The 20294-nt window shown below is 69.8% G+C and carries 17 protein-coding genes; 12 read left to right on the top strand and 5 right to left on the bottom strand.

The window, feature by feature from the left end:
- Positions 1 to 171 precede the first annotated feature (171 nt).
- The 4 genes from MZTS_RS20940 to MZTS_RS20925 all read right to left on the bottom strand — a co-directional run bounded on the left by MZTS_RS20940 (position 172) and on the right by MZTS_RS20925 (position 6243).
- Positions 172 to 1133 (bottom strand): IS630-like element ISMex30 family transposase gene (locus tag MZTS_RS20940; RefSeq protein WP_085985055.1). Its coding sequence is split into 2 segments (ribosomal slippage): positions 172 to 785 and positions 785 to 1133, totalling 963 coding nucleotides; the frame shifts between segments, so codons are not numbered across the junction.
- Between the two features lie 541 nt (positions 1134 to 1674).
- Entirely contained in the window at positions 1675 to 5004 is a 3330-nt protein-coding gene (locus tag MZTS_RS20935; RefSeq protein ID WP_343068822.1) for a UvrD-helicase domain-containing protein, read from the bottom strand.
- A gap of 109 nt (positions 5005 to 5113) precedes the next feature.
- On the bottom strand, positions 5114 to 5692 hold the full coding sequence (locus MZTS_RS20930; RefSeq protein WP_192285280.1) for a hypothetical protein: 579 nt from the start codon (positions 5690 to 5692) through the stop codon (positions 5114 to 5116).
- Positions 5680 to 6243: a hypothetical protein gene (locus tag MZTS_RS20925; RefSeq protein ID WP_009863526.1), complete on the bottom strand. Its 564-nt coding sequence runs from the start codon at positions 6241 to 6243 to the stop codon at positions 5680 to 5682. Before MZTS_RS20925 ends, MZTS_RS20930 begins: the two co-directional genes overlap by 13 nt.
- A gap of 198 nt (positions 6244 to 6441) precedes the next feature.
- Here MZTS_RS20925 and MZTS_RS20920 point away from each other — a divergent pair, with 198 nt between their 5' ends.
- The 6 genes from MZTS_RS20920 (at position 6442) to MZTS_RS20895 (ending at position 15611) form a co-directional block, all read left to right on the top strand.
- The gene (locus tag MZTS_RS20920; RefSeq protein ID WP_192285279.1) at positions 6442 to 7701 is read left to right on the top strand and encodes a nucleotidyltransferase domain-containing protein; all 1260 of its coding nucleotides are present in this window, start codon (positions 6442 to 6444) and stop codon (positions 7699 to 7701) included.
- A complete protein-coding gene (locus tag MZTS_RS20915; protein ID WP_343068821.1) occupies positions 7698 to 8168 on the top strand; it encodes a type II CBASS E2 protein in 471 nt (156 codons plus the stop codon). Before MZTS_RS20920 ends, MZTS_RS20915 begins: the two co-directional genes overlap by 4 nt.
- Positions 8165 to 9193 carry a CBASS cGAMP-activated phospholipase gene (locus tag MZTS_RS20910; RefSeq protein WP_192285277.1) on the top strand — a complete coding sequence of 343 codons (1029 nt, stop codon included), beginning with the start codon at positions 8165 to 8167 and terminating at the stop codon, positions 9191 to 9193. Before MZTS_RS20915 ends, MZTS_RS20910 begins: the two co-directional genes overlap by 4 nt.
- A gap of 113 nt (positions 9194 to 9306) precedes the next feature.
- Entirely contained in the window at positions 9307 to 10845 is a 1539-nt protein-coding gene (locus MZTS_RS20905) for a DUF2235 domain-containing protein (RefSeq protein WP_192285276.1), read from the top strand.
- A gap of 37 nt (positions 10846 to 10882) precedes the next feature.
- A complete protein-coding gene (locus tag MZTS_RS20900; RefSeq protein ID WP_009866856.1) occupies positions 10883 to 11095 on the top strand; it encodes a hypothetical protein in 213 nt (70 codons plus the stop codon).
- Between the two features lie 388 nt (positions 11096 to 11483).
- Positions 11484 to 15611 carry a bifunctional DNA primase/polymerase gene (locus MZTS_RS20895; protein WP_192285275.1) on the top strand — a complete coding sequence of 1376 codons (4128 nt, stop codon included), beginning with the start codon at positions 11484 to 11486 and terminating at the stop codon, positions 15609 to 15611.
- Here the strand turns inward: MZTS_RS20895 and MZTS_RS20890 are convergent.
- The gene (locus MZTS_RS20890) at positions 15548 to 16447 is read right to left on the bottom strand and encodes a hypothetical protein (protein ID WP_192285274.1); all 900 of its coding nucleotides are present in this window, start codon (positions 16445 to 16447) and stop codon (positions 15548 to 15550) included. The two genes, MZTS_RS20895 and MZTS_RS20890, sit on opposite strands and share 64 nt — an antisense overlap.
- Positions 16448 to 16901: 454 nt before the next feature.
- On the opposite strand from MZTS_RS20890, the gene MZTS_RS20885 reads away from it, so the two are divergent.
- From MZTS_RS20885 to MZTS_RS20860, 6 genes are all read left to right on the top strand, one after another.
- A complete protein-coding gene (locus tag MZTS_RS20885; RefSeq protein ID WP_192285273.1) occupies positions 16902 to 17252 on the top strand; it encodes a hypothetical protein in 351 nt (116 codons plus the stop codon).
- 192 nt (positions 17253 to 17444) lie between these two features.
- Complete coding sequence (locus tag MZTS_RS20880; protein ID WP_192285272.1) at positions 17445 to 18359, top strand: hypothetical protein; 915 nt, start codon at positions 17445 to 17447, stop codon at positions 18357 to 18359.
- A gap of 2 nt (positions 18360 to 18361) precedes the next feature.
- A complete protein-coding gene (locus MZTS_RS20875) occupies positions 18362 to 18670 on the top strand; it encodes a hypothetical protein (protein ID WP_192285271.1) in 309 nt (102 codons plus the stop codon).
- A gap of 117 nt (positions 18671 to 18787) precedes the next feature.
- Complete coding sequence (locus tag MZTS_RS20870; RefSeq protein WP_009863754.1) at positions 18788 to 19123, top strand: hypothetical protein; 336 nt, start codon at positions 18788 to 18790, stop codon at positions 19121 to 19123.
- A 488-nt stretch (positions 19124 to 19611) separates the two neighbouring features.
- Positions 19612 to 19899: a hypothetical protein gene (locus MZTS_RS20865; protein ID WP_192285270.1), complete on the top strand. Its 288-nt coding sequence runs from the start codon at positions 19612 to 19614 to the stop codon at positions 19897 to 19899.
- A gap of 65 nt (positions 19900 to 19964) precedes the next feature.
- On the top strand, positions 19965 to 20294 hold a 330-nt coding region (locus tag MZTS_RS20860; RefSeq protein WP_192285269.1), incomplete at its 3' end, for a transposase.

Raw genomic sequence — 20294 nt, 5'->3', positions numbered from 1 at the left:
AAGCGATGGGGGGACGTCACATCTGGGGCGATACGGATGATCGGCCCACCACCTCCGATGTCCGAGCCGGCGCATCCCCACTCCGGCCTTCGCCCCTCTCGGGAACCCGGCGCATCATGGCGGCGAGGCCTATCTGCGCCGCCCATACGAGACGCCTAGAGCTGTTCCCGGTCAGGTAGCGACGGCCAAGTCGTCTTCGTAGCCAGCTGCGGCGAGGTAGTTGCGGCACTCCTGCGGAGTGAAGCGCGTGAATGCCTGGCGGATCGCAGCCCAGAGATCCGGGATCGTGCGGGCTGCCGCGCTGCGTAGCAGCGCCTTCAGCTTCGCGAAGGCCTGCTCAATCGGGTTGAAATCAGGGCTGTAGGACGGAAGGTAGAGCAATCGCGCTCCTGCGGCCTCGATCGCGTCCTGCACGCCGGCGACCTTGTGGGCCGGCAGGTTATCCATAACGACGATGTCGCCCGGCTGCAGCACCGGGATCAGGGTCTCGGTGAGGTAGCTGCGGAAGCGCCTGCCGTTCGTGGGGCCATCCAATAGCGCGGTGGCACACAGCCCGCTGGTGCGCAGGGCGGCGGTGACGGTGGTGGTTTTGTAGTGGCCCAACGGGGCTGCGAGTCGGCAGCGCTCACCGCACGGAGCCCAACCATAGCGGCGCGCCATGTTGGTGGCAGCCGCCGTCTCATCCAGGAACACCAGCCGATCCGGATCGAACTCGGGCTGTGCCTCGAACCACGCCTCGCGAGCCGCTCTTACGTCCGCGCGCTCCTGCTCAGCTGCGTACGTTGCCCCTTTTTCCAGCTGATCCCGTGGCGGGCAAAGAAGCGCGACAGGCCGCTCGTGCTGGTCTGGATGCCCTGCTCAGCCAGCCGATCGCGTAACTCGCGCAGGAAAAGACGCGGCTCCTGCTTGGAGATCCTCAGGATCAGCCCGGCATGCGCCTCTATTCGCTTCGAGGTGTGATCGCCGCCCATCGGCTTGGAGGCGAGTTGGCCCTCGTGGCGGAAGCGCTCCGACCAGCGGCTGGCGCTCGACACGCTGACCCCGAAGCGGGCTGCGGTGCGATGGCAGGAAGCCCCCGCCGCCACGGCAGCCACGACACGCTCGCGCAGGTCCACAGACAGGGGTGAAGGCATGAGCAAACTCCTTCACCCACCAACGCGCTACCCGCAAACCCGTCTCAAGCGGCGTGGGACCGGCTCTAGTTCCCGGCGTCGTCCGCCGATCCCTAACCTTCACGGATGGCACACGGCGCCCCTCACCCTTTGCGGAGCCGGGCTGCTGAGGGATGCCGGGGCTGCGCGCTCAGCCGGCCTTGCGGGCGTAGCCGTTCTTTTCTCCCGGCTCGAAGTAGCGACCGAAGTTCGCCCATACGACGGCCAGACTGTGGTTGTCATCCATCACGCGTCGCACCAGGACAGCCTACCCGGCCCGCACGGCCACCTGCGCTGGTGCGACGTCTCTGACCTGCGCGACCTCATCTACGCCCGCGGTCCGGACCTCTATGTCCTCGGCCATCCACCACGCCGTCGACCAGCTCGTTGGATCTACCCGGGTCGTCTCTGACCCGCGCGGCCATGACGATGAGGCTACTAGGTTCGGACTTGGCAGTATCGCTATGCCGAAAGGATGATATCCCCTCTACAATGAATCGGCGGCACCACAGGCGGAGATCACCTACGCTTCGTTTGGGCTCCGAGCTGCCAGGATGCCGGCTGGGACAGGCCCACAGGTCACGTAGTGCGGGCATCGCGGACAGGCCCTCTCGTCCGGATCGGGGCGAAATTCGCCCCCGAGGATGCCCTCCGCGATGATGCGCAGCTTCCGCTCGCGGTTCGTTCGCTTCCTCGGGGTCAACGGGACGTCCATGACGCCGTCCCCGCTCAGGTGGATCGCCTCCACCCTCGCACCCGCGCCGTGGCGCAGGCCGGCGGCCATGAGGTAGGCGGTGTAGACGAGATCGTCCTCCTCTTCCTTCCTCCTCCGGCCGGTCCGCACCCGTCGGTAAATCGTGGCCGCCCCCTCGCCGCGGACCTCGTCGGGCAACACGACAAGGTCGAGGCCGCCGAGATCGATGGTGACGGGCTCGCGTAACCCGGGGGAATGCCCCTCCCGGGTTCGCACGAGCGCCTCCACCAGTTCGAAGCCCATCCGGCGGAGATCCTCGGCGTATCCCTCCGTCGGACCCTTCTCGGACCACACCTCGTCGAAGCGGGCCCTCACCGCTTCGAGCGGCAGGCTCCAGTTCCGCACGTCCTGCCGGAGCCAGCGCAAGATCTCGTGCACCACGTCGTGCATCCTGACGAAGGGGGTCGAGCGGCGGCCGCCGGCCGCGCCCAGCACGTGCGTGTAGAAGAAGCGACGGGGGCACTGGTCGTAGAGAGAGATCTGCTCGGCGGTGAAGGAGGGCGGTCCCTCCCACGTGACGCCGATCCGGTGTCGGTCAGGTTCGGGCGCCTCGCGCAGGTGCAGCGGAGGATTGGGAACGTCCCGCACGACCTCGGCGACTTTATCGAGAAACGGTGAGAGCGGGCGGCCGCTTCCGTTCGCCTTGCAGCGCGCCGCGAGGAGGGTGAGGTGGCGGCGCGCCCGGGACGCCGCCACGAAGAAGAGGCATTCTTCCTCCTCGGCGTGCCCGCGCCGGACCGCCTCCAAGCCTGACAAGCCCTCGGCGCCGACGATGAGCCCGTCCGGGGGCGGGCAGCGTGGGGTCCGGCCGCTGCTCGGAAATCCCTGCCCGACCATGCCGGGGATGTGCACGGCCTCGAACTCCAGGCCCTTGCTCGCGTGGACGGTCATCAGGCGGACCCCGTCCATCGCGGCCGCGGCCGCAGGCATCTGGCGGAGATCCCGCTCCTCGGACAGGAGAACCAAGCGCCTCGTGCGGTCCAGCAAGCGCTGGATCGCGAGCCCCTGACCCTGCGGTAGGTCGCGGCAGAATGCGAGGAACTGCCAGAGTGCTACCATCCGCATCCGGTCCCGTGGCCGAAGCGGCGGCCGAAGTTCGGGCAACAGGTGCCGGCGGTCGAAAAGCAGGCGGCAGAGCGCCTCCCAGGGATGGCTGGCCGCACTCAAACCCTGCAGGTCGGTGAGGAGGTTCGCCAGCGCCGTCGCCCCCGGAGGGGCGAGCAGGGCAGCCGACTCCGTCGCCCATCCCATCGGCTCCTCGCACCGCGCGAGGACGCTCTGGAGGCGGCCGACATCTTCGAGCGGTATCGCGTACCGGGGCATGCGCGCGACCCGGGCCAGGGTGCCGGCCTTCGGATCGACAAGCAGTGCCAGCAAGGCAAGAAGGTCACGGACCTCGTTGCGCTCGAACAGGTTGCCTAGAAACAGCACCGGAACGTCTCGTTGTTCGAGAGCCGCCGCGACCGCGGCCAAGCGGGCGTTGCCTCGGCACAGGACCGCCTGATCCCGGAAGTCCACAGCGTGCGCCTGCCGCAGTTCGAGGATGCGGGCGGCGATCGCGGCAGCCTCGTCCTCCGGGCGATCGACATTGCGCATCTCGGGGCGCGCCTGGGCGGGCCCCGCGTGGGCCGTGAGGTCGAGCGGCAAGACGCCGCGCGAGGCGGCCATGTCGGTCGCGAAGGCCGAGAACGTCGTGACGACCTCCGCCGACGACCGGTAGTTCACCGTCAGGCGCCCGATCCGGGCGCCTGGGAAATCGGTCTCGAAGCCCGTCATGCCGGCCGAGGAGGCGCCGCGGAACCGATAGATCGATTGGCGGGAATCGCCAACGACCCAGAGCCGCTCGCCCGCGCCCGCCAGCGCCTTGAGCAGCCTGACGCTCGCTCGGTTCACGTCCTGGTACTCGTCGACGAGGATGTGGCGGTGCTTGGCGCGCAGGATGTCCAAGGCACCGCGGTCCCGCTCCAGCAGGAGCGTCGGCCGCATGACGAGGTCGCCGAAGTCGAGCCGGCCGAGCCGCCGCATCTCGGCATCGTAAACGCGGTAGACCGCCGCGACCTCGACGGCTTTCTCGGCGCGCAGGCGCGCATCCTCATCGTCGCCGGCCCGTTCCGCCATCCGCTCGGCAAGGGCCAGGTATTCGTCCGGAAGGGTGAGCTCGTCCTTCGCCCGCGACACCGCGGCGAGGATATCGCTCAGGTCGAGCGTGGGGTCGTGAAGGTTCCGGAAGTGACGGAGCGGCAGCCGCGGAACCAGATCTTCGAGCATGCCGACGGCGTCGGCCTTGTCCATGAGCCGCGGGTCGTCGGGCAGTCCATCGCGATCGTGGAACTGCCGCAGGACGTCGAGGCCGAAGCCGTGGAACGTGCCGATCCAGGCCGCGGCGGCCGCCTCGGGAAGGCGGGCGGTCAACCGCTCGACGAGTTCGCCCGCCGCCTTGTTCGAGAAGGTGAGGACGAGGATCTCGGATGCCGTCGCGCCCCGGTCGAGAAGCCGTTCAATGCGGCTGACCAGCGTGCGCGTCTTCCCCGTACCGGGACCCGCCTGCAGGAGGAACGGAGTACCCTCGTGGAAGGCGGCAGCCCGCTGGCTGTCGTCGAGCGGGGGCCCGGCCCCGGCACCGGGCTCGGCACGCGGCCGGTGCTCCGGCAGCAGCAGGCAATCGGCCAACTGCTGGAAGACGAGGGCTTGGGGTAGCCCGGTGAGGCGGACGATGTCGTCGGCACCGTGCCCATCCTCCAGGAAGAGGCGGCGCGCCAAGGCCCGCGGAAGCACCAGCTCGCGGGCGAACAGGTCGGCCTGCAACTCCCGGCGCTCGCGCCGCCCGTAACCCTCGACCTTCTCCACGCCCGTGGCGGCGGCCTCCACCGCGCGGCTCGGGTCGATGTCGCCGTCGACGATGACGTCGTCGGGATCGTGCAGGACGGCGTGTCCCAGCTCGTGCCCCGCGAGCAATGCCTTGGCCGTCGCGTCCCCCCGGTCCTCGCAGGCGATGGCCGGGAGGGTCGGATCGTAGAGGCCGCGCCCGCCGCGAAGGTAGGCATCGCCGGGGCGTAGCCAGCTGAGATCGATCTCATGGGCATCGATGGCCGCGACCACGAGATCCAAGGGGCGAAGCGGATCGGCGCCCCCCTCGACTGCGGCCGCGTGGACCTCTGCCGCCCTCGACCTGACAACCTCGAACGCGTCCACGGCGGCGATGTCCTTCCTAAAGCGATGCCAGGTGCCGCTTCTGCTCGTCGCTCAGACCCGAGCTCTCGATGGCCTCGGCCAGCGATTGCTTCACGACGGCCTCCGGCTTGCCGTCCGCCTTGAACCGCGCGGCCATGGGCACCCGCGCAGGCCCCGCGAGGAAGCGGGCAAGCTCGTCCGCGCCGGTCCCGAGCGCCTCGGCCAGTCGTGCCAGGAACCCGGCACTCAGATCCTCGACGCGGATGAGCCGGTCCTTGAGCCGCCCGAGAAAGTTCAGGTTGCAGCCGAAGCTGCGCGCCACCCCGCGCAATCCTCCGTCGGCCCGTACGGCGAAGGGGTCGATCCCGCCTTCGGTCGCCGACGCGGCCGGTGTTGCAGCGGTTGGGGCGGGGCATGTGTCGGCGACGCACGCGGCGCGGGCGCGCTCGAAGGCGGCATCCGCGATGGCGACGAGGGTGTCCGGGTCCTCCCCGATGGCGAGCAGCTCCGCCTTGAGCTCCTCGGGGGAGGCCGCCAAGATCCCCTCGATGTAGAGGTCATCCAGGGCGTCCAAGAACCTCTCGTCGTTGGTCGTCTCTCGGTTCATGATCTCCATCCTTTCGGGTAGCGGAGGGAGAGCGCCTTCCTGATGCGCTTCTTCGCATAGTCGAGATCGCCCTGGTCCAGCCCGGTGCGCTCCCGCAGCGCCTTGCCGGCGATCTCGTCCCGGAGGGCTTCGAGCACCGCGAGCTCCTCCGGCTGGTCCCGGAACATCTCGAACACCTCCCCGATGATCCTCGCCCTCTCCTGGGCGTCGATGATGGCGTCCTCCGCGCTCCCGGCCCTCGGCTTCTCGCCGAGCCGGGCGCGCATGTGGGCGTCGACCTCATCCGCGTCGTCGGTCGTGACCGACCGTTTCTGCTTTTCCCGCTCGTGCGAGACGAGGCTGCGCATCACGCCCACGAGGTAGGCGACGACGTTCAGCTCCCGGCCGCACTGCCTCGTGCCGAGCAGGGTCCGGCAGATCGCCTCGTTCAGGAGGTCGCCCGGGTTGAGCGTGGTGCCCCCGCACAACCGCTTCGCGATGACGACCAGTTTCTTGCGGTCGTCGCACGACAGGTCGCGGTAGGCCGCCCCGAATTCCTCCGGGCTGAGGTCATCGCCCACCCGTTCGCCCCCGGCTCGCCTCCGCAGCCGGCCGCCCGGCCAAACGTCCGACCGACATCCCCTATGCCCCCCGCCCGCAATTTTCAGAATCCGTGCCGGCCAAATTCTGAGACGCGAGCTTGGCCGGCATACCTCGGCAGGATGCCACGGACGCAGGGGTTTTCAACCTCGACGAGCGTCCAGCCAAGGAGCGAATTCATGAACCACTTCCGACACCCCCCCGACATTGACCCCTTCGCCAGCGCGCTCGACGCGGTCATGGCCGACATCGCCATCTCGGTGCAGCTGCCGCCGGGCCTGCACGCGAAGGCGGGCGGGCGCTACGAGGCCATCCGCGACTTCGCGGAACGCCCCGGCAGCCCGCTGAACGGGCGCATCCTGCGCTTCTATCCGCAGGGCAGCATGGCCATCGACGCGACGACGTCGACGCGCGGCACGGACGACGAGTACGACCTCGACATCGTCGCGGCGCTGGACCTCGATCCGCATGCCGATCCGGACGAGGTGCTCGACCTGCTGTACCGCTCGCTGGAGGGGTACCCGACCGGCCAGAAGGTCGAGCGCCAGACCCGGTGCGTGACCGTGCGCTACGCCGACCGGATGCACGTCGACGTGACCCCGGCGGTGCGCCTGGGACACGGCGCGGAACGGGTCAGCCACATCTTCCACGCCCACCCGGACAAGCCCGCGTCGGAGCACTTCCACGTGCCGATGAACGCGTACGGCTTCGCCGAATGGTACCGGGCGCGCACGCCGCTGGAGCGCCGGTTCGCGGCCGCCTTCAACAAGCGGCTGCACGAGGCCTACGGCATGGAGGTGCGGGCGGACGCCGAGGTCGACGAGATCCTCGACCAAGTGCCCATCATCGTGAAGGCGGTGGCGACCGTCGCCCTGCAGCTGCTCAAGCGCCACCGCAACGTGGCCTACGCCGGGGCCACGGGGCGCATCCCGCCCTCGGTGATGCTCTCCTGCTTCGCGGGGCAGGCCTCGCAGCCGGGCCTGACGCTCACCGACATGGTGATCCGCCTCGCCCGCACGGTGGCGAGCGCCCTGCGCGCGGCCAGCGCCCGCCGCGAGCCCATCAGGGTGGTCAACCCCGTCCACCCGGAGGACTGCTTCACCGACCGCTGGCCGGAGAACGTCGCCCAGCAGGACGAGTACGCCGCCAAGCTCACGGACCTCGCGGACGGCCTCGCGTGGATCAAGCAGCACGGTTCGAGCCTGGAGGACATACAGGAGTGGCTGCGGGAGCGCTTCGGCAGCCACGTGGTCTCGACTTCGGTCCGCCGCTTCAACGACCGGACCGGCCGAGCGGTCCAGTCGGGGCTCCACGCCTACACGCCGCGGGGCGGCCTCTACGTCCCCAGCCGCCCGGCGTTGGTCGGCCTCGGCGGCGCGGCCGCCGCGGCGCCGGCCCGGGCGAGCGCCCACACCTTTCGCGGGGGGCACCGGTGGTGAGCGTCTTCCCCTCCATCGCGGACCAGGACCGGGCCATCCGGGCCTCCTGGCCGTCGTTCCGGCTCGTCGAGCGCTCCGAGCGGGCGGCGACCTGGCTCGGCACGCTCAAGCCCTTCATGCTCGCCTACGAGGTGCGGGTCTCGTACCAGGTCCCCCTCGTCGTCGAGCGGATCGCCCCCCTGCGGCAGCAGCCCGAGGTCCGGGTGATCTCGCCGGCCCTCCGGCGCCGCCCGGGGGACGGCGAGGGCTCGCTGCCCCACGTCTACGTCGATCGGGCCGGCGACCCGGTTCTCTGCCTGTTCGACCACGAGACCGGCGAGTGGACCCCGTTCCGCCTGATCGCCGAGACGACCATCCCCTGGGCCCTCGACTGGCTCGGTTGCTACGAGGGCTGGCGCGCGACCGGACGGTGGTCCGGGGGCGGCCGGCACGCCGCCCCCCCCGCCGCCAAGGAAGCCGGACGATGAGCTATGTTCCCCCGCGCCGCTCCGACGGCACCCAGCAGGACCGCCGGCAGCCCCTGCCGTGGCCCAAGGACCGGCCCTTTCGGATCCTCTCCGTCGACGGCGGCGGCATCTGCGGCATCCTCCCGGCCGCGGTGCTCGCCGAGCTTGAGGGCCGCTTCCTCGAAGGGCGCTCGGTCGCCCGGCACTTCGACATGATCGCCGGGACCTCGACCGGCGGCATCATCGCCCTCGCGCTCGCCCATGGCCTGACGGCGCGCGAGATCCGCGACGTCTACGTCGAGCGCGGCGGCAACATCTTCCCGCCCCCGTCGCGGATCGAGCGCCTCACCCGGTTCGTGCGCCAGCGCTACCGCTACGTCTACGAGCGCAAGCCCCTCGAAGACGAGCTGCTGCGGATCTTCGGGGAGACCACCTTCGGCGAGGCCCGGACCCGGCTCTGCATCCCCGCCTTCGAGGGGTTCCACGGCGAGCCGTTCGTCTTCAAGACGCCCCACCACCCCGCCTACAGGAAGGACCGCTCCGAGCGCATGGTCAGGGTCGCCCTGAGCACCGCGGCCGCCCCGACCTACTTCGAGGCCCTGTCGAACAACGGCTACGTGATGGTCGACGGCGGCCTGTGGTCGAACAATCCGACGATGAACGCGGTGGTTGACGCGCTCGCCTGCTTCGACATCGACCGCGGCCAGATTCAGGTGCTCAGCCTCGGCTGTGGGGAAACCGCGTTCAAGGTCGACGCCAACAAGACCTCTGGCGGCATGATCCAGTGGCGCGGTGTCATCCAGGCGGCCATGAAGGCGCAGTCGCACAACGCCCTTGGGCAGGCGGGCCTGCTCATCGGTCGTGATCGGCTGACGCGCATCGACGCGCCGGAGAGCACCAACCCCATCGCGCTGGACGACTACCTGCGCGCGAAGGCGGAGCTGCCGGCCATGGCCCGGGTCCTCGTCGAGGGCGCCGGGCGCGAGATCCGGCGGAGCTTCCTGGCCGAAGAGGTCGAGCCGTACACCCCATGCCCGGTCGTCTGAGCCAAGCGCGGGCGCGTCCCAAAATCTGAAAATCCGTCCCGGGCGGCATCGCTGCCCAGGACGCCAAGACAGCTGTCGCCCGTCCCGGGCTCCGGCGTTCCAGAGGCAGGCGGATGCCCAAGAATATCGTGGTCTTCTCCGACGGCACCGGGCAGGACGGCGGCGTCCGCCCCGAGCAGCGCATCAGCAACGTCTACAAGATGTACCGCGTCTGCAAGGTCGGGCCCGAGAGCGGCATCGACCCGGCAGAGCAGGTCGCCTTCTACGACCCGGGGCTCGGCACCGATATCGGCGCCACGGCGCTGACGGCACCGGTGCGGTTCGTGCAGAAGATGGCCGCCTCCCTCTCGGGGCGCGGCATAACCGCGAACATCGCGGACTGCTACCGCTTCATCATCGACCACTACGAGCCGGGCGACCGCATCTACCTGATTGGCTTCAGCCGAGGGGCCTACACGGTCCGGTGCGTGGCGAACCTCCTGATGTACTGCGGGGTGCCCACGCAGGGCGCCACCGGCCCGCTGCTGCGCTTCCGCAAGATGACGCGTGACATCGCGCGCGAAGCGGTCGAGACGGTGCTGGAGCACGGCGCCGGCCACCCGCGCGCGGACTTCGACGCGGAGCGGCACGAGCTCTCGCGGCGGTTCCGGGCGCGGTACGGCTCGAACCACCTCGACGGCGGCGGCAAGTCGAACGTCGAGCCCTACTTCATCGGTACCTTCGACACGGTCGCCGCGCTGGGCGTTGCCGGCCCGAAGCGCACCCTGATCAAGGCCGGCCTGGCGGCCGCGATCGTCATCCAGCTCGGCATCGCTATCGCCGTGACCTCCGCTCTGGTCGGGGGCATCTCCTACCTGTTCGACGGCCCCTTCTGGAAAGCGGACTTGATCACCGCGGCCATCCTCGTCGCCGCGTCCTTCGCGGCTGCCGGGGCGGTGCAGCGGCGCGTCGTCGCCGCGAAGACCAAGACCATCGAGAACTGGCCCGAGCCGGGAAAGTCGAAGAGCCACGTGGCGGAGTGGAAGGGCGAAAACTTTGATCGCCTCCTCAGCGCCCAGGTCGGCTATGCCCGCGCGGCGATCGCCATCGACGAGCGGCGCAAGAACTTCGATCGCGTGAAGTGGGGGCCGACCGAGGTGGCGGCGCCGCGGGCGCCCGGCGCGCCGGACCAGTTCCGGCAGTTCTGGTTCGCCGGCAACCACTCGGACATCGGCGGCAGCTACGACGAGACAGAGTCCCGGCTGTCAGACATCGCGCTCCGGTGGATGCTTGAACAGGCCGTCGGCGTCCCGGACGGGCACAAGGTGGACGGGATGCCGCCCGTCGCCGATCCGCGCCACCCGGTTGAGGTGATGCGGATCCCGCGACTGCACCTGCACCCGTCCGCTGCCGGCGCGCAGCACTGCGAGGTGGCGGGCATGCGGGACGCCATCGAGGCGCGTGTCTCGGCCTCGTGGGTGCCGAGCTGGGTGCGGCGCTGGGCGCAGGGCAGGACCTGGGAGGCCAAGGACCGGGACATCAAACCCGACGCGACGGTGCACCCGAGCGTCGACGAGCGCTTCCGCCTTGCCGCGGTGGTCCAATGCGAGGGGACCGCTCCCTATCGGCCGGCGGCGCTGGCCCACCATGTGCGGTTCGAACAATTCTATTGAGTTTTGATGGCCGCCGCAGAACAGTGGGAGAAAGCTGATGTCGAAGATCAAGGGCAGGAACGACGGGCCCGGCGGGCGCAACGAGCATTACGACGTCGGATCGCGCAAGAACGTCCCTCGCCGCAACGTGGTCGCGGAGATCAAGCGCGGGGAGCATCCCGACAGCCACGTCGTTAAGGTCAACGGGCGGGAATACGCCCGCGACAATCCCGACAACTCCACCCGCGACAACGTTAACAGAGACAAGTAGTCTGCCGGAGGCCAGTGCTCTGAACCCGTCCGCCAGCATGGGGGTTCGGCGTTTCCGCCGGACCGCGTTTTGTATCGGCGTAGCCAGCCGATAGCCCTTCCCTGTTGGACCGGGAAATTACCCAGAGCCCGAGCGCTGCTCGGTTGCGGCCTGCCGCCTCGCGACCGGAGGCAGCAATCAACCCGAAAATCCGTCCAGGTTATTGATTCACGTTCCGTTCGCGAAGCTGCGGATTAGGGCTTGTGGGACACATGCCTTCACGCTTCGATGTTCAAAGGCAGGCCCGCACGCGTCGGATTAGTTCCGGGAGCACAACGACGGACCGCCCTCCAGCCTCGCTGCCTCGGCAGCGTCCGTCCCCTACGATCTCCATAGGCGCAGCTCCCGCATGATCTGCCTCGACACGGTCCGCAAGCACATCCGGGACCCCCGCCTCGGCGCCTTCACGGTCGTCGAGGAGACCGCCGCCCCCACCGGCTCGTTGCCCGTCATCGGCGGCATGCACCAGATCAACGCGCCGATGTTCGGCGCCCTCGCGCCGGACCTGGTGGCGCTCGGCTGGAGCGTCTTTCCGCAGAACCGCGACGACTGCCGCGGCCCCGGCAAGGTCCACGGCACCTCGTTCCCGTGGAAGCCCCTGCAGACCCGGCTCCCAACCGATCGCGAGCTGCGCGAGTTGGTCACGTTCTGCCCTTCCCATAACGTCGCCGGGATCCTAGGGCCGAGCTCGGCCCACACCTGCGCGATCGACGTCGACGTCGGCGACCTCGACCTGTCCCTTGCGATCGTCGAGCGCGCCGACAGCATCCTCGGCTACACCCCCTTCCGCCGCGTCGGACGGGACCCTCGCATCATCCTCATCTACCGCGAGGCCGGCGCGGCCACCGCGAAGAGCGACGCCCTGATCCGCCAAAAGAAGCTATGGCTCCAGGGCCCCGAGGGGCACATGATCGAGATCCTGGCGCGCGGCGCGCCGGTGACCTTCTTCGGCCTGCACCACAAGACCGGCAAATACTTCCTCTGGCTCGACCGGTCCCCGCACGTCGCCCCGCCCGAGGAGGCGCGCGAGGTCACCCGCGACCAGATCGACGAGTTCCTCGACGCAGTGAACGCCCTGCGGCCGCTCAAGGCCGGCACCGGCCGGCTCGCGATGGCGGAGACCTGGACGTACGATGCCGAGGCCGGCCTGCACGTCCCGGCCGAGCTCGGCGGCGAGGACGAGTGGAACGAGATCGACGCCAAGGTCGTCGACGGTCGCGAGCAGTTCTTGTTCCGCCTAGCCAGCGCCACCGTTCGCGCCAACGAGGCTGCGGCTCGCGCCGGCGAGCTCGGCAAGCGGAACCTGTGCGCCCTGGTCGAGCAGCAGTTCAATGCCCGCGCCGAGGTCAGCGGAAAGTGGAGCCCGGAGTTCCTGCGCCGCGAGATCGAATCGAAGGTGGCGCGGCAGATCTCCGACTGCATCGAGCGGGGCACCTTCAGGCGCATCCGTCCCGGCAACGCGATCGCGGTCGACGTCGAGGGCCGCGTCGAGCGGGCCCCCGTCGAGGCCGAGACGATCGAGACGATCCAGCCGCCGCCCCTGGCCGCGCTCGCGCACATGAAGGCGCGCGCCTTCCGCAAGGGCGTGCTCTCGGGGTCGAAGCCCAGGCACAAGCTACTCGCCCGCGCCGACGCTGAGCGGGCCCGGCAGCGCGCCCTCGTCATGGACGAGGACGCCCGCATCGCCGCCGCGCAGGCCGCCGTGCGGCAGGTCGAGGATTACGAGTACCGCTTCGTCATCGACCGCCTCTACGGTCGTGCCGCCGAGCGCGGCCGGCTGGAGCGGGCGGGCAAGAAGGTCGAGCTCGACGCCGGCATCATCCAGATCCTGCTCGGCGACGCCGGCGTGGGCAAGACGCGGTCCTTCTGGAAGGCGATGGCCCGGGCGAAGGCGGAGCGGGGCCCGCTGGGCTACCCGGTGGGATTCGCCGCCCCGAGCCACGCCAACATCGAGGACAACTTGTCCAGGGCGATCGAGGACAAGGTGGCGTGGGATGCCCAGGCCAAGGCCCGGGCGGACTGGGACCGCAACGTCGCGACCTCGAAGGCCGAGGCCGAGCGCCACGGCCTGAAGGTCGTGGTCTTCAAGGGGCGGGCCCGGACAAATTGCGCCTTCAAGGAGCAGATGGCGATCCTGGACAAGGCGAAGATCGGGGCGGACCGCCTGTGCAAGGCCCGCGTCCAGCTGCCCGTCACCGTCCCCGGCGAGATGCCCCAGTACGAGGAGCGCCGGTGCCCTTTCTGGGACCAGTGCGAGTACCAGGCGACGCTCGCGCAGGTCGCCACTGCCGACGTGATCTTGTTGGCTTCGGCCTACCTCGCCGTGAACGCCCCGAAGGCGCTCTCCGACGCCCTGATCGGCCTGTTCGTCGACGAGAGGCCGTACTCGGGCCTGCTCAGGGACAACAGCGAGAAGCCGATGCCGCTGCGGCTCCTCAACCTGATGCACGCCACCCCCCGCATGGTGAACAAGGAGTACGCGGCGCTGCGGGAGAGGCACGGCACCGTCACCCGGGAAATGCGGGAGGACTTCCAGAACGGCCTCACGGGTGAGCGCAAAGCCGCCGTCGACCTCGTGATGCCCCAGCTGGAGCAGGGCGACGTCGCCGGCGCCCTGCGCGCCCTTCACGACCACCGCGGCCCCGTTCCCAGCGACCGCCGGGGCCTGGCTTACGCCCGGTCCGCGAAGATCGTCTGCTCGCGCACCGACGACGCCGCCGCATCCGTCGCCCCCGGCATGACCGAGGCAGCCGCGACCGCCCTGGCGACCGCGCCCCGGTCGGAGGGCCTGTGGGAAGAAAGGAGGTTCTGGTCGATCGTCGTCGAGCGCCTGGAGGCGATGGCCCTCGACGAGGACGAGCCCCAAGCCACCCCCCGCGCCACCGGCGCGAAGGACTACCGCCTGCAGGTCCTGCGCGACGAGGGCAAGGAGCCGCTGGTGCGCATGTCGTGGCGGGGCACCCCCTCGTTCGAAGGGCTTCCCATCCTCATGCTCGACGCCTCGGCCGAGCCCCGTATCGTGGAGAAGGTCTGGGCCGGGCGCGTCATCGAGGTCCTGCCGGTGACGGCGCCCAATCACTCCCAGGTCGTCCTCGTGACCGGGAGCACGTTCTCGGACCGCAGCCTCGACCCGGGGCGCGGGACCCGTGACGACGACATCCAGGACGCCTCCGAACACGTCCAGACGTGGCGCGAAATCATTACCCGTCTCGCCGCCGTCCACGGCAACGGCAAGATCCTCGTCTGCAGCAACAAGTCGATCCAGCTCATCCTGCGCCACGGTTGGTACAAGCCGGACAACGTCGATTTTGTCTGGAACGGCGCCATGCGGGGCCTGGACTTCGCGAAGAACCACGTCGCCGCGATCTGCATCGGGAGGATGGAGCCGCCGGTGCGCGCGATCGACGCCCAGGTCGCTGCCCTGACATACGACGACGCCTGCCCCGAGGAGCCCGTCGACCGGTTCGGCAACGGGCTGGACGCAGAGGGCAAGGAGCTGCGCCCGCTCCGCGACAAGCGCCGGATCGCCATGCGGGACGGCTCCGACGTCGCAATCGCCGACACCGTCTACGACGGGACCTGGGCCCAGATCGTCCAGCGGCAGACGCGCGACGAGGAGGTGAAGCAGTTCGCCGCCCGGCTGCGCACCGTGCACCGCGTCGGCGATCCGCCCGTGATCTACGTCGCGACTTCCGCCGTGCCGGAGGGGATGATCGTTGACGAGATCTGCCACATGGACGACTTGCTCTCGAACGGCCCTCACACCGACGATCGCCCCTGGGAGATCGCCCGCGCCGCCGGAGGCCTGCTCGACACGACGATGGGCTGGGAGCACCGGGAGGACCTCGGCGGCCGCCCCGACGGCACGCTACCCGCGGCCACCCTCGGGCGGCTCAAGCTCGACGTCGAGGGGTCGGCCGAGGCCCGCGGCACGATGCGTCTCCGCTACCGGATCCGAGGCGGGATCTGGGTCTACGCCTCGATCGTCATGTGGCACGACGACCCGTTCACGCCCCTGCGCGAGGCGATCCGGCGCGAGCACGGGATCGAGCAGCATGAGTTCGCCGACGAGGTCGAGGTCGACGTGCTCTGGCAGGGTTCGGAGCGGCGGCCCTCGGGCACCCGGCCCCCGAGTGCTATCGACTACAAGCTCACCGGCCTGCCGGTCGGCTCGTCCGCGGAGGAGGTGCGCCAAGCCTACGTCGATCAGGAGGCCCGCGACCGCGAGGCCATGATGGCCTGGATCCGGCACGAGCTCTCCGGGCTCAACCTCGACGCCGACCCTGCCGAGGTCGAGGCGGCCCTGCAGCGCCGGCGGATCCACGTGATCAACTGGGCCCGGCTCGAATCGGCGACGGGCGGCTCGCGCAAGGACGGGACGGTCAGCCTCGCGGTGCGGATCATCGCCGCCCGCTACGGCGTCGGCGCGCCCGCCACCCTGGCCGAGGACCTCGACGAGGCCCTGCCCGAGGCCTGAGGCCGGGGGGCGGGCCGGAGCTCGCGAGGCGTCTTGCCCGCCCCACCGATTCGCGAAGCCCGCACCTCCAGGGAGAGGGGAACTCGCCGGGCGCCCGTCCCGGCCATGTTCCACTTCGTCCGCAGCAGGATGCCGGCGCTCTTGAGATCATCGTGCACCGGGCCGCCCCGTCCGCCAGTCCCGAAGGCCTTCGCGTTCCAGGGCCCCATCCCCTGCAGCTGCCTCGTCCCCATGGCGCGGGCCAGATCTCGCATGGGGATCGTGACCGTGACGTGGTCCCCCGGCGCCGTGCGCTTCCATGTCGTCGGCGTGCCGGCCCCCGCCATCCAGGCCAGCGCGCGCAGGTAGATGACGGCCGAGAAACGGCTGCGGAAGCGGGCCATCGCGGTCACGTTGGCCACCACCGGCCAGGCCTGCCCGTGGATCATGCCCCATGCCAGCGCGACGCCCGAGACGATCCCCACTTCCTCCGGGGTCATCCGATCGATCGGATCCCCCTCCCAGCCGTGCCAGAGCCGGTGCGTCCGCCCCTTGCGGCCGCCGAGCGATACGTTCGTCTCGGCGAGACGCTCGAAGGGGCGCACGAGGGTTCCATGCGACCGCACGCCCGCGGCGGCGAGCAGGGTGCGCCCGGAGATCGAGACCGGTGCGGCATCCTCCAGGATCCACGCCGTCCGGAGCGGTAACTCCCCCTCGGCGGGCTCATCCTCCAGCCTCAGGGCATGCGAGACGGCCCCGAGCCACAGGGCGAGGTCGAGGCTCGTCGCCGGGCCGTCGATGATGGAGAGCGAAGCGGCGAACCGGCGGGACACGGGGACGAGGAAGGGGTCGGGCATCGGGCCTCCAGCTCCCCGAGGGTGTCACCCCCGCATGGGCGGAACAAGGCCGCGAGGGAAGAAATTGGCATTCACGAACAGCGATTTGCCCACACCTGTTCGAGTGAAGAAATCGGCATCCACTGATAACGGATCAACCACTGCGTTTTGCCCTTTCGAGCAACGACTTAGGCCGGTTTCGGACGGCGGTCGATCCTCCTCTTAAGAAGAATAGGTCGGCTAGGGGCCTTCGGCCATGGGATTTCCCCTCCCGGCGGGCCTGTCGCGCCTGCGGGCTGCTGCGCAGCCCGGGCACCGACGGAGGCGGGGAAAGAATGGTGTGGGGGCGGCCGGGCGGCCCCCTCCCGAACTCATGACTGGAGGGGCGGCGGAGCGGCCGCACGTGCTCAGGGTGTTGTGCCTTGCCACGCGCAGGCGGACGATCCCGCGTACGTCACGCTCCGGAGATCCGCACGTGCCCCAGCCCAAGGTCGCCCCCGCCGCCCGCAGAGCCCGCCGCAAGGAAGGCGCCCGTCGCCGGGCTCAGGCATCGCGCGATCGGCGCAACGCGGAGCGCCTGGCCCTGCAGGCCACGGCCGCCGAGGTCGAGGACCTGCGCGCCCGCCTCGGCGTCGCCGACGCCATCGTCGACGCCCTGGTCAAGAAGCACGAGGAGCTGCGCGCCGCGGGGCACCGAGACCCCGCCTTGCCGCTCGTCGACGTCGTCCGGGCCGCCCGCACCGCCCTCGGGCCCGAGGCCGACGCGGCAGTTCGGGCTCGGCTCAGCGCCGCCCTGTCCCGGCCGGCGGCCCCCGTCGTCGCCTAGGCCCATGCTGCGACACGGAAATCCTCGTCCGTGGCCCCGGCGACTCTTGTGGCTCGCCGGGTTCCAGCTAGAATCCTGACTGTCCCTGTGGATCTCGCGACGGGCTTTGCCTGCGGCTTGGATCATGGAGGCTGGAAACTGAGAGGCCGCCGTCGAGGAAACTCCGGCGGCCATTTTTCTAAGGAGGGTCCGGTGTCCGGGCTGGGGGTGCGGATCGATGTAGCCGGTGCGGTGCGCGACGCGGCCGAGGCCTTCGAGGCCTTCGCGGCGGACCGGTTCCCGCGGGCGTTCCACTACGCCCTCACCGGCGTCGTGATCGACGGCGCCAACCGCTTCCGCCGGGACATCCCGAACATCTGGGACGCCCCCAACAAGTCGACGAGGGATGCCCTTCACTACACGGTCGACCGCGACCTGCTGAACCGCGTCGCCTCGGTTGGCGAGGCACAGGCGACCGTCTTCGTGCAGGACCTGCCCTCGATCTGGCTCAAGTATTCGTTCGGGTCCGGTCCCCAAACGAGGACCGGTGGCGACGTCGGCGTGGAGGCGTATTTCGGGGACCAGACCTCGGTCCGCGTCCCGGTCGGCTCGAACCTGAAGCACACCGGGCTCGGCAGCCTGAGCGCGGCCGGCAAGGTGTTGGCGCGCGACGCCCGTAACATCGCCCGGCTCACGGCCGCCGGGTACACCCGCAACACGGCCGGGTCGACGAAGGGCTCTGCGCGCTGGGGCGTCTTCGAGCTCAAGGCGAGTGATACGCATCGGCAGCACGGCTTCTACGACCGCCCCGGCCTCTATGCCCGGCCGCCTTGCGTGGTCGCGGCCATCGGCCGGAAGACGGTCGCGAAGGCGATCAAAGAGAGGCGCCGCACCGCGCCCCTGACCTCGTTCACCCGGGCCTCTGGCAAGACCGTGACCGTACCGAAGGTCGTCAATGCTGACGCGCCTCGGATGCTCTTCCTCAGCACCCCGAAGGTCGAGTACCAGCCGAACGCTACGCTGAGCTGGGAGCGGGCCATTGAGGCGGCCGCGGCGACGATGGCCGACCGGCTCGCCCAGGAGCTCACCGACCGTCTGGAGCACCGGGCACGCCGGGGGCAGAGGTAGGCATGCAGTCGAAGTTCACCCGAATCCCGAACGCGTTCGGCGGCGATTCAACCGTGGTCGAGCACGTCAGCCTCGACGACGTCATCGCCGCATGGGACGCCGCGTTCGAGCGCGCCGGCATGGACCCGACGACGCCGGCCGCGGTCGCCGCGCTGCGCCACCTCCTCGACAAAGCCGGGGTGCTGACCCTTTCGACCTGGGGGCAGGTCTACAAGGTCGAACAGGCACGCGAGGACCTCACCCGGGCGCTCGCCGAGTTCGGGGTCGGCGCCCCGGCTCAGGCCCCGATCGAGGACCGCGTCGTCCACTGAGGGCTGTTGCGGGTAGGCAACTCGACCTGACTACCAAGACGTAGTGAGCTCGCCGCCCAGTCGAATCCGAGCACGCTGCTACGCTCCTGAGATCACGGGATCACAGGAGTTGCCCCGATGCTTGAGGTGTCCCCCTCAGACCTGCGCGGCCGGGTCGATCATCACGTCCGCCACGCCGTCCTCGACGGCACCGCCGTCCCGTCCCCGGCCATGGCCTCCCAGGGCAGCATGCGCGTCATGCTGGAGCGCTCCGACGTGGCCTACGCCCGCCACCGGGGCGTCGACGGCATGACGCTTGACGAACTCCGCCAGGGCCTCGCCGCCGCCATCGCCGACCGCGAGGGGCGCCGCTACCGCCAGTATCCGGAGTGGGCCGAGCACGTCGAGGACCAAGTCGACCTGTTCGAGGACGAGCTCGCCCGGCGCGAGCGGCAGGCAGGCCTCGGCTGGTGAAGGCCGCCACGATCCACGTCCTGGTGATCTCGGGCGCCGTGGGCGTGCCCCTCGGCCTCGCGATCGGCGTGGCCCTCCTCCTCTCCCGCCATAGGCCTCGCTGATGTTTGTGCTCCACGTTGACCTGCTGGAGGCGCTCTTCCTCGGCGCCCCAGTCTTCGCGTTCGCCGCCTTCCTCGTCCGGGATGGGCTCGCCCAGCGCAGGGAGAAGCGCCGTGGCTTAGCGCAAGCCGACGCCTGTCAGGCGGACCTTCCGTTCGGTCGAAGTCGTCGAGTTCGAGGGCGGCCGCATCGTCAAGGAGATCCGCGAGGAGCTGGAGCGATCCTCGATCCTGGTGGTCGGCCATTTCCGCAGCCGTAGCGCCGAGCCGATCGAGCCCGCCCCGGCGATCAGAGACTTCATGACATGCGTGCTAGCCAAGCCATGGAAGGGAGAGTGAGGGGCATGGCGGAGAGCAAGGAGTGGTGGTGGCTGCTCACAAGGTCCGGTGCCGCGCAGGTCGGCCTCGTCCAATTGGGGCGACCCGCAGGGTGAGGCCTACGAAGCGGCGCGCCCGCGGTCGGCTCAGGTTTCCGGCTTCGAGGGCAAGCTCTGGCCGGATGAGGTCACGCTGCTTGAGAAGGTCCCGGCCGGGTCGAAGAACGGGTCTTTCCTCCTCGCCACGAACGCGCTCCTCACCTTGAACGCAGCGGCCTCGTTCGGCACCATCTCGCCGTCGGTGCAGGACGCGGACATGTCGGGGCTCGACATCTCCATCCCGTACCAGCTGACCTAGGGCCTGTCGTCGCCTGAACGGATTGCGAATTTTGGCGTTTTCTCGGTTTCGAATGAGGAGACGTGATGCTGTCAGACGCACAGTGGGGTGAGTTGGAGCCGTTGATCGAGGCCTGTCGCCCGAAGGCCAAGACACCGCCCAAGGAGCTTCGGCGCACGATCTCTGCGATCCTCTGGCGACATCAAAACGGGGCGAAGTGGCGCGCCATCCCCGAAGAGTTGGGGCCCTGGTGGCAGGCGGCACAGATCTTCATCCGCTGGGCACGCGCCGGAGTGTGGGAGCGGTTGCTCGATCGCGTGCAGGAGCGCGGCGTCGCGCTGGGCATGGTCTTCCTCGACGGCAGCAACGTTCGGGCTCACCAGAAGGCGGCGGGCGCGGCAAAACGTATGGCCCGC

The organism is Methylorubrum zatmanii (assembly GCF_014845115.1).
GTDB lineage: Bacteria > Pseudomonadota > Alphaproteobacteria > Rhizobiales > Beijerinckiaceae > Methylobacterium > Methylobacterium zatmanii.
This window is presented reverse-complemented; position numbering and strand designations above follow the sequence as displayed.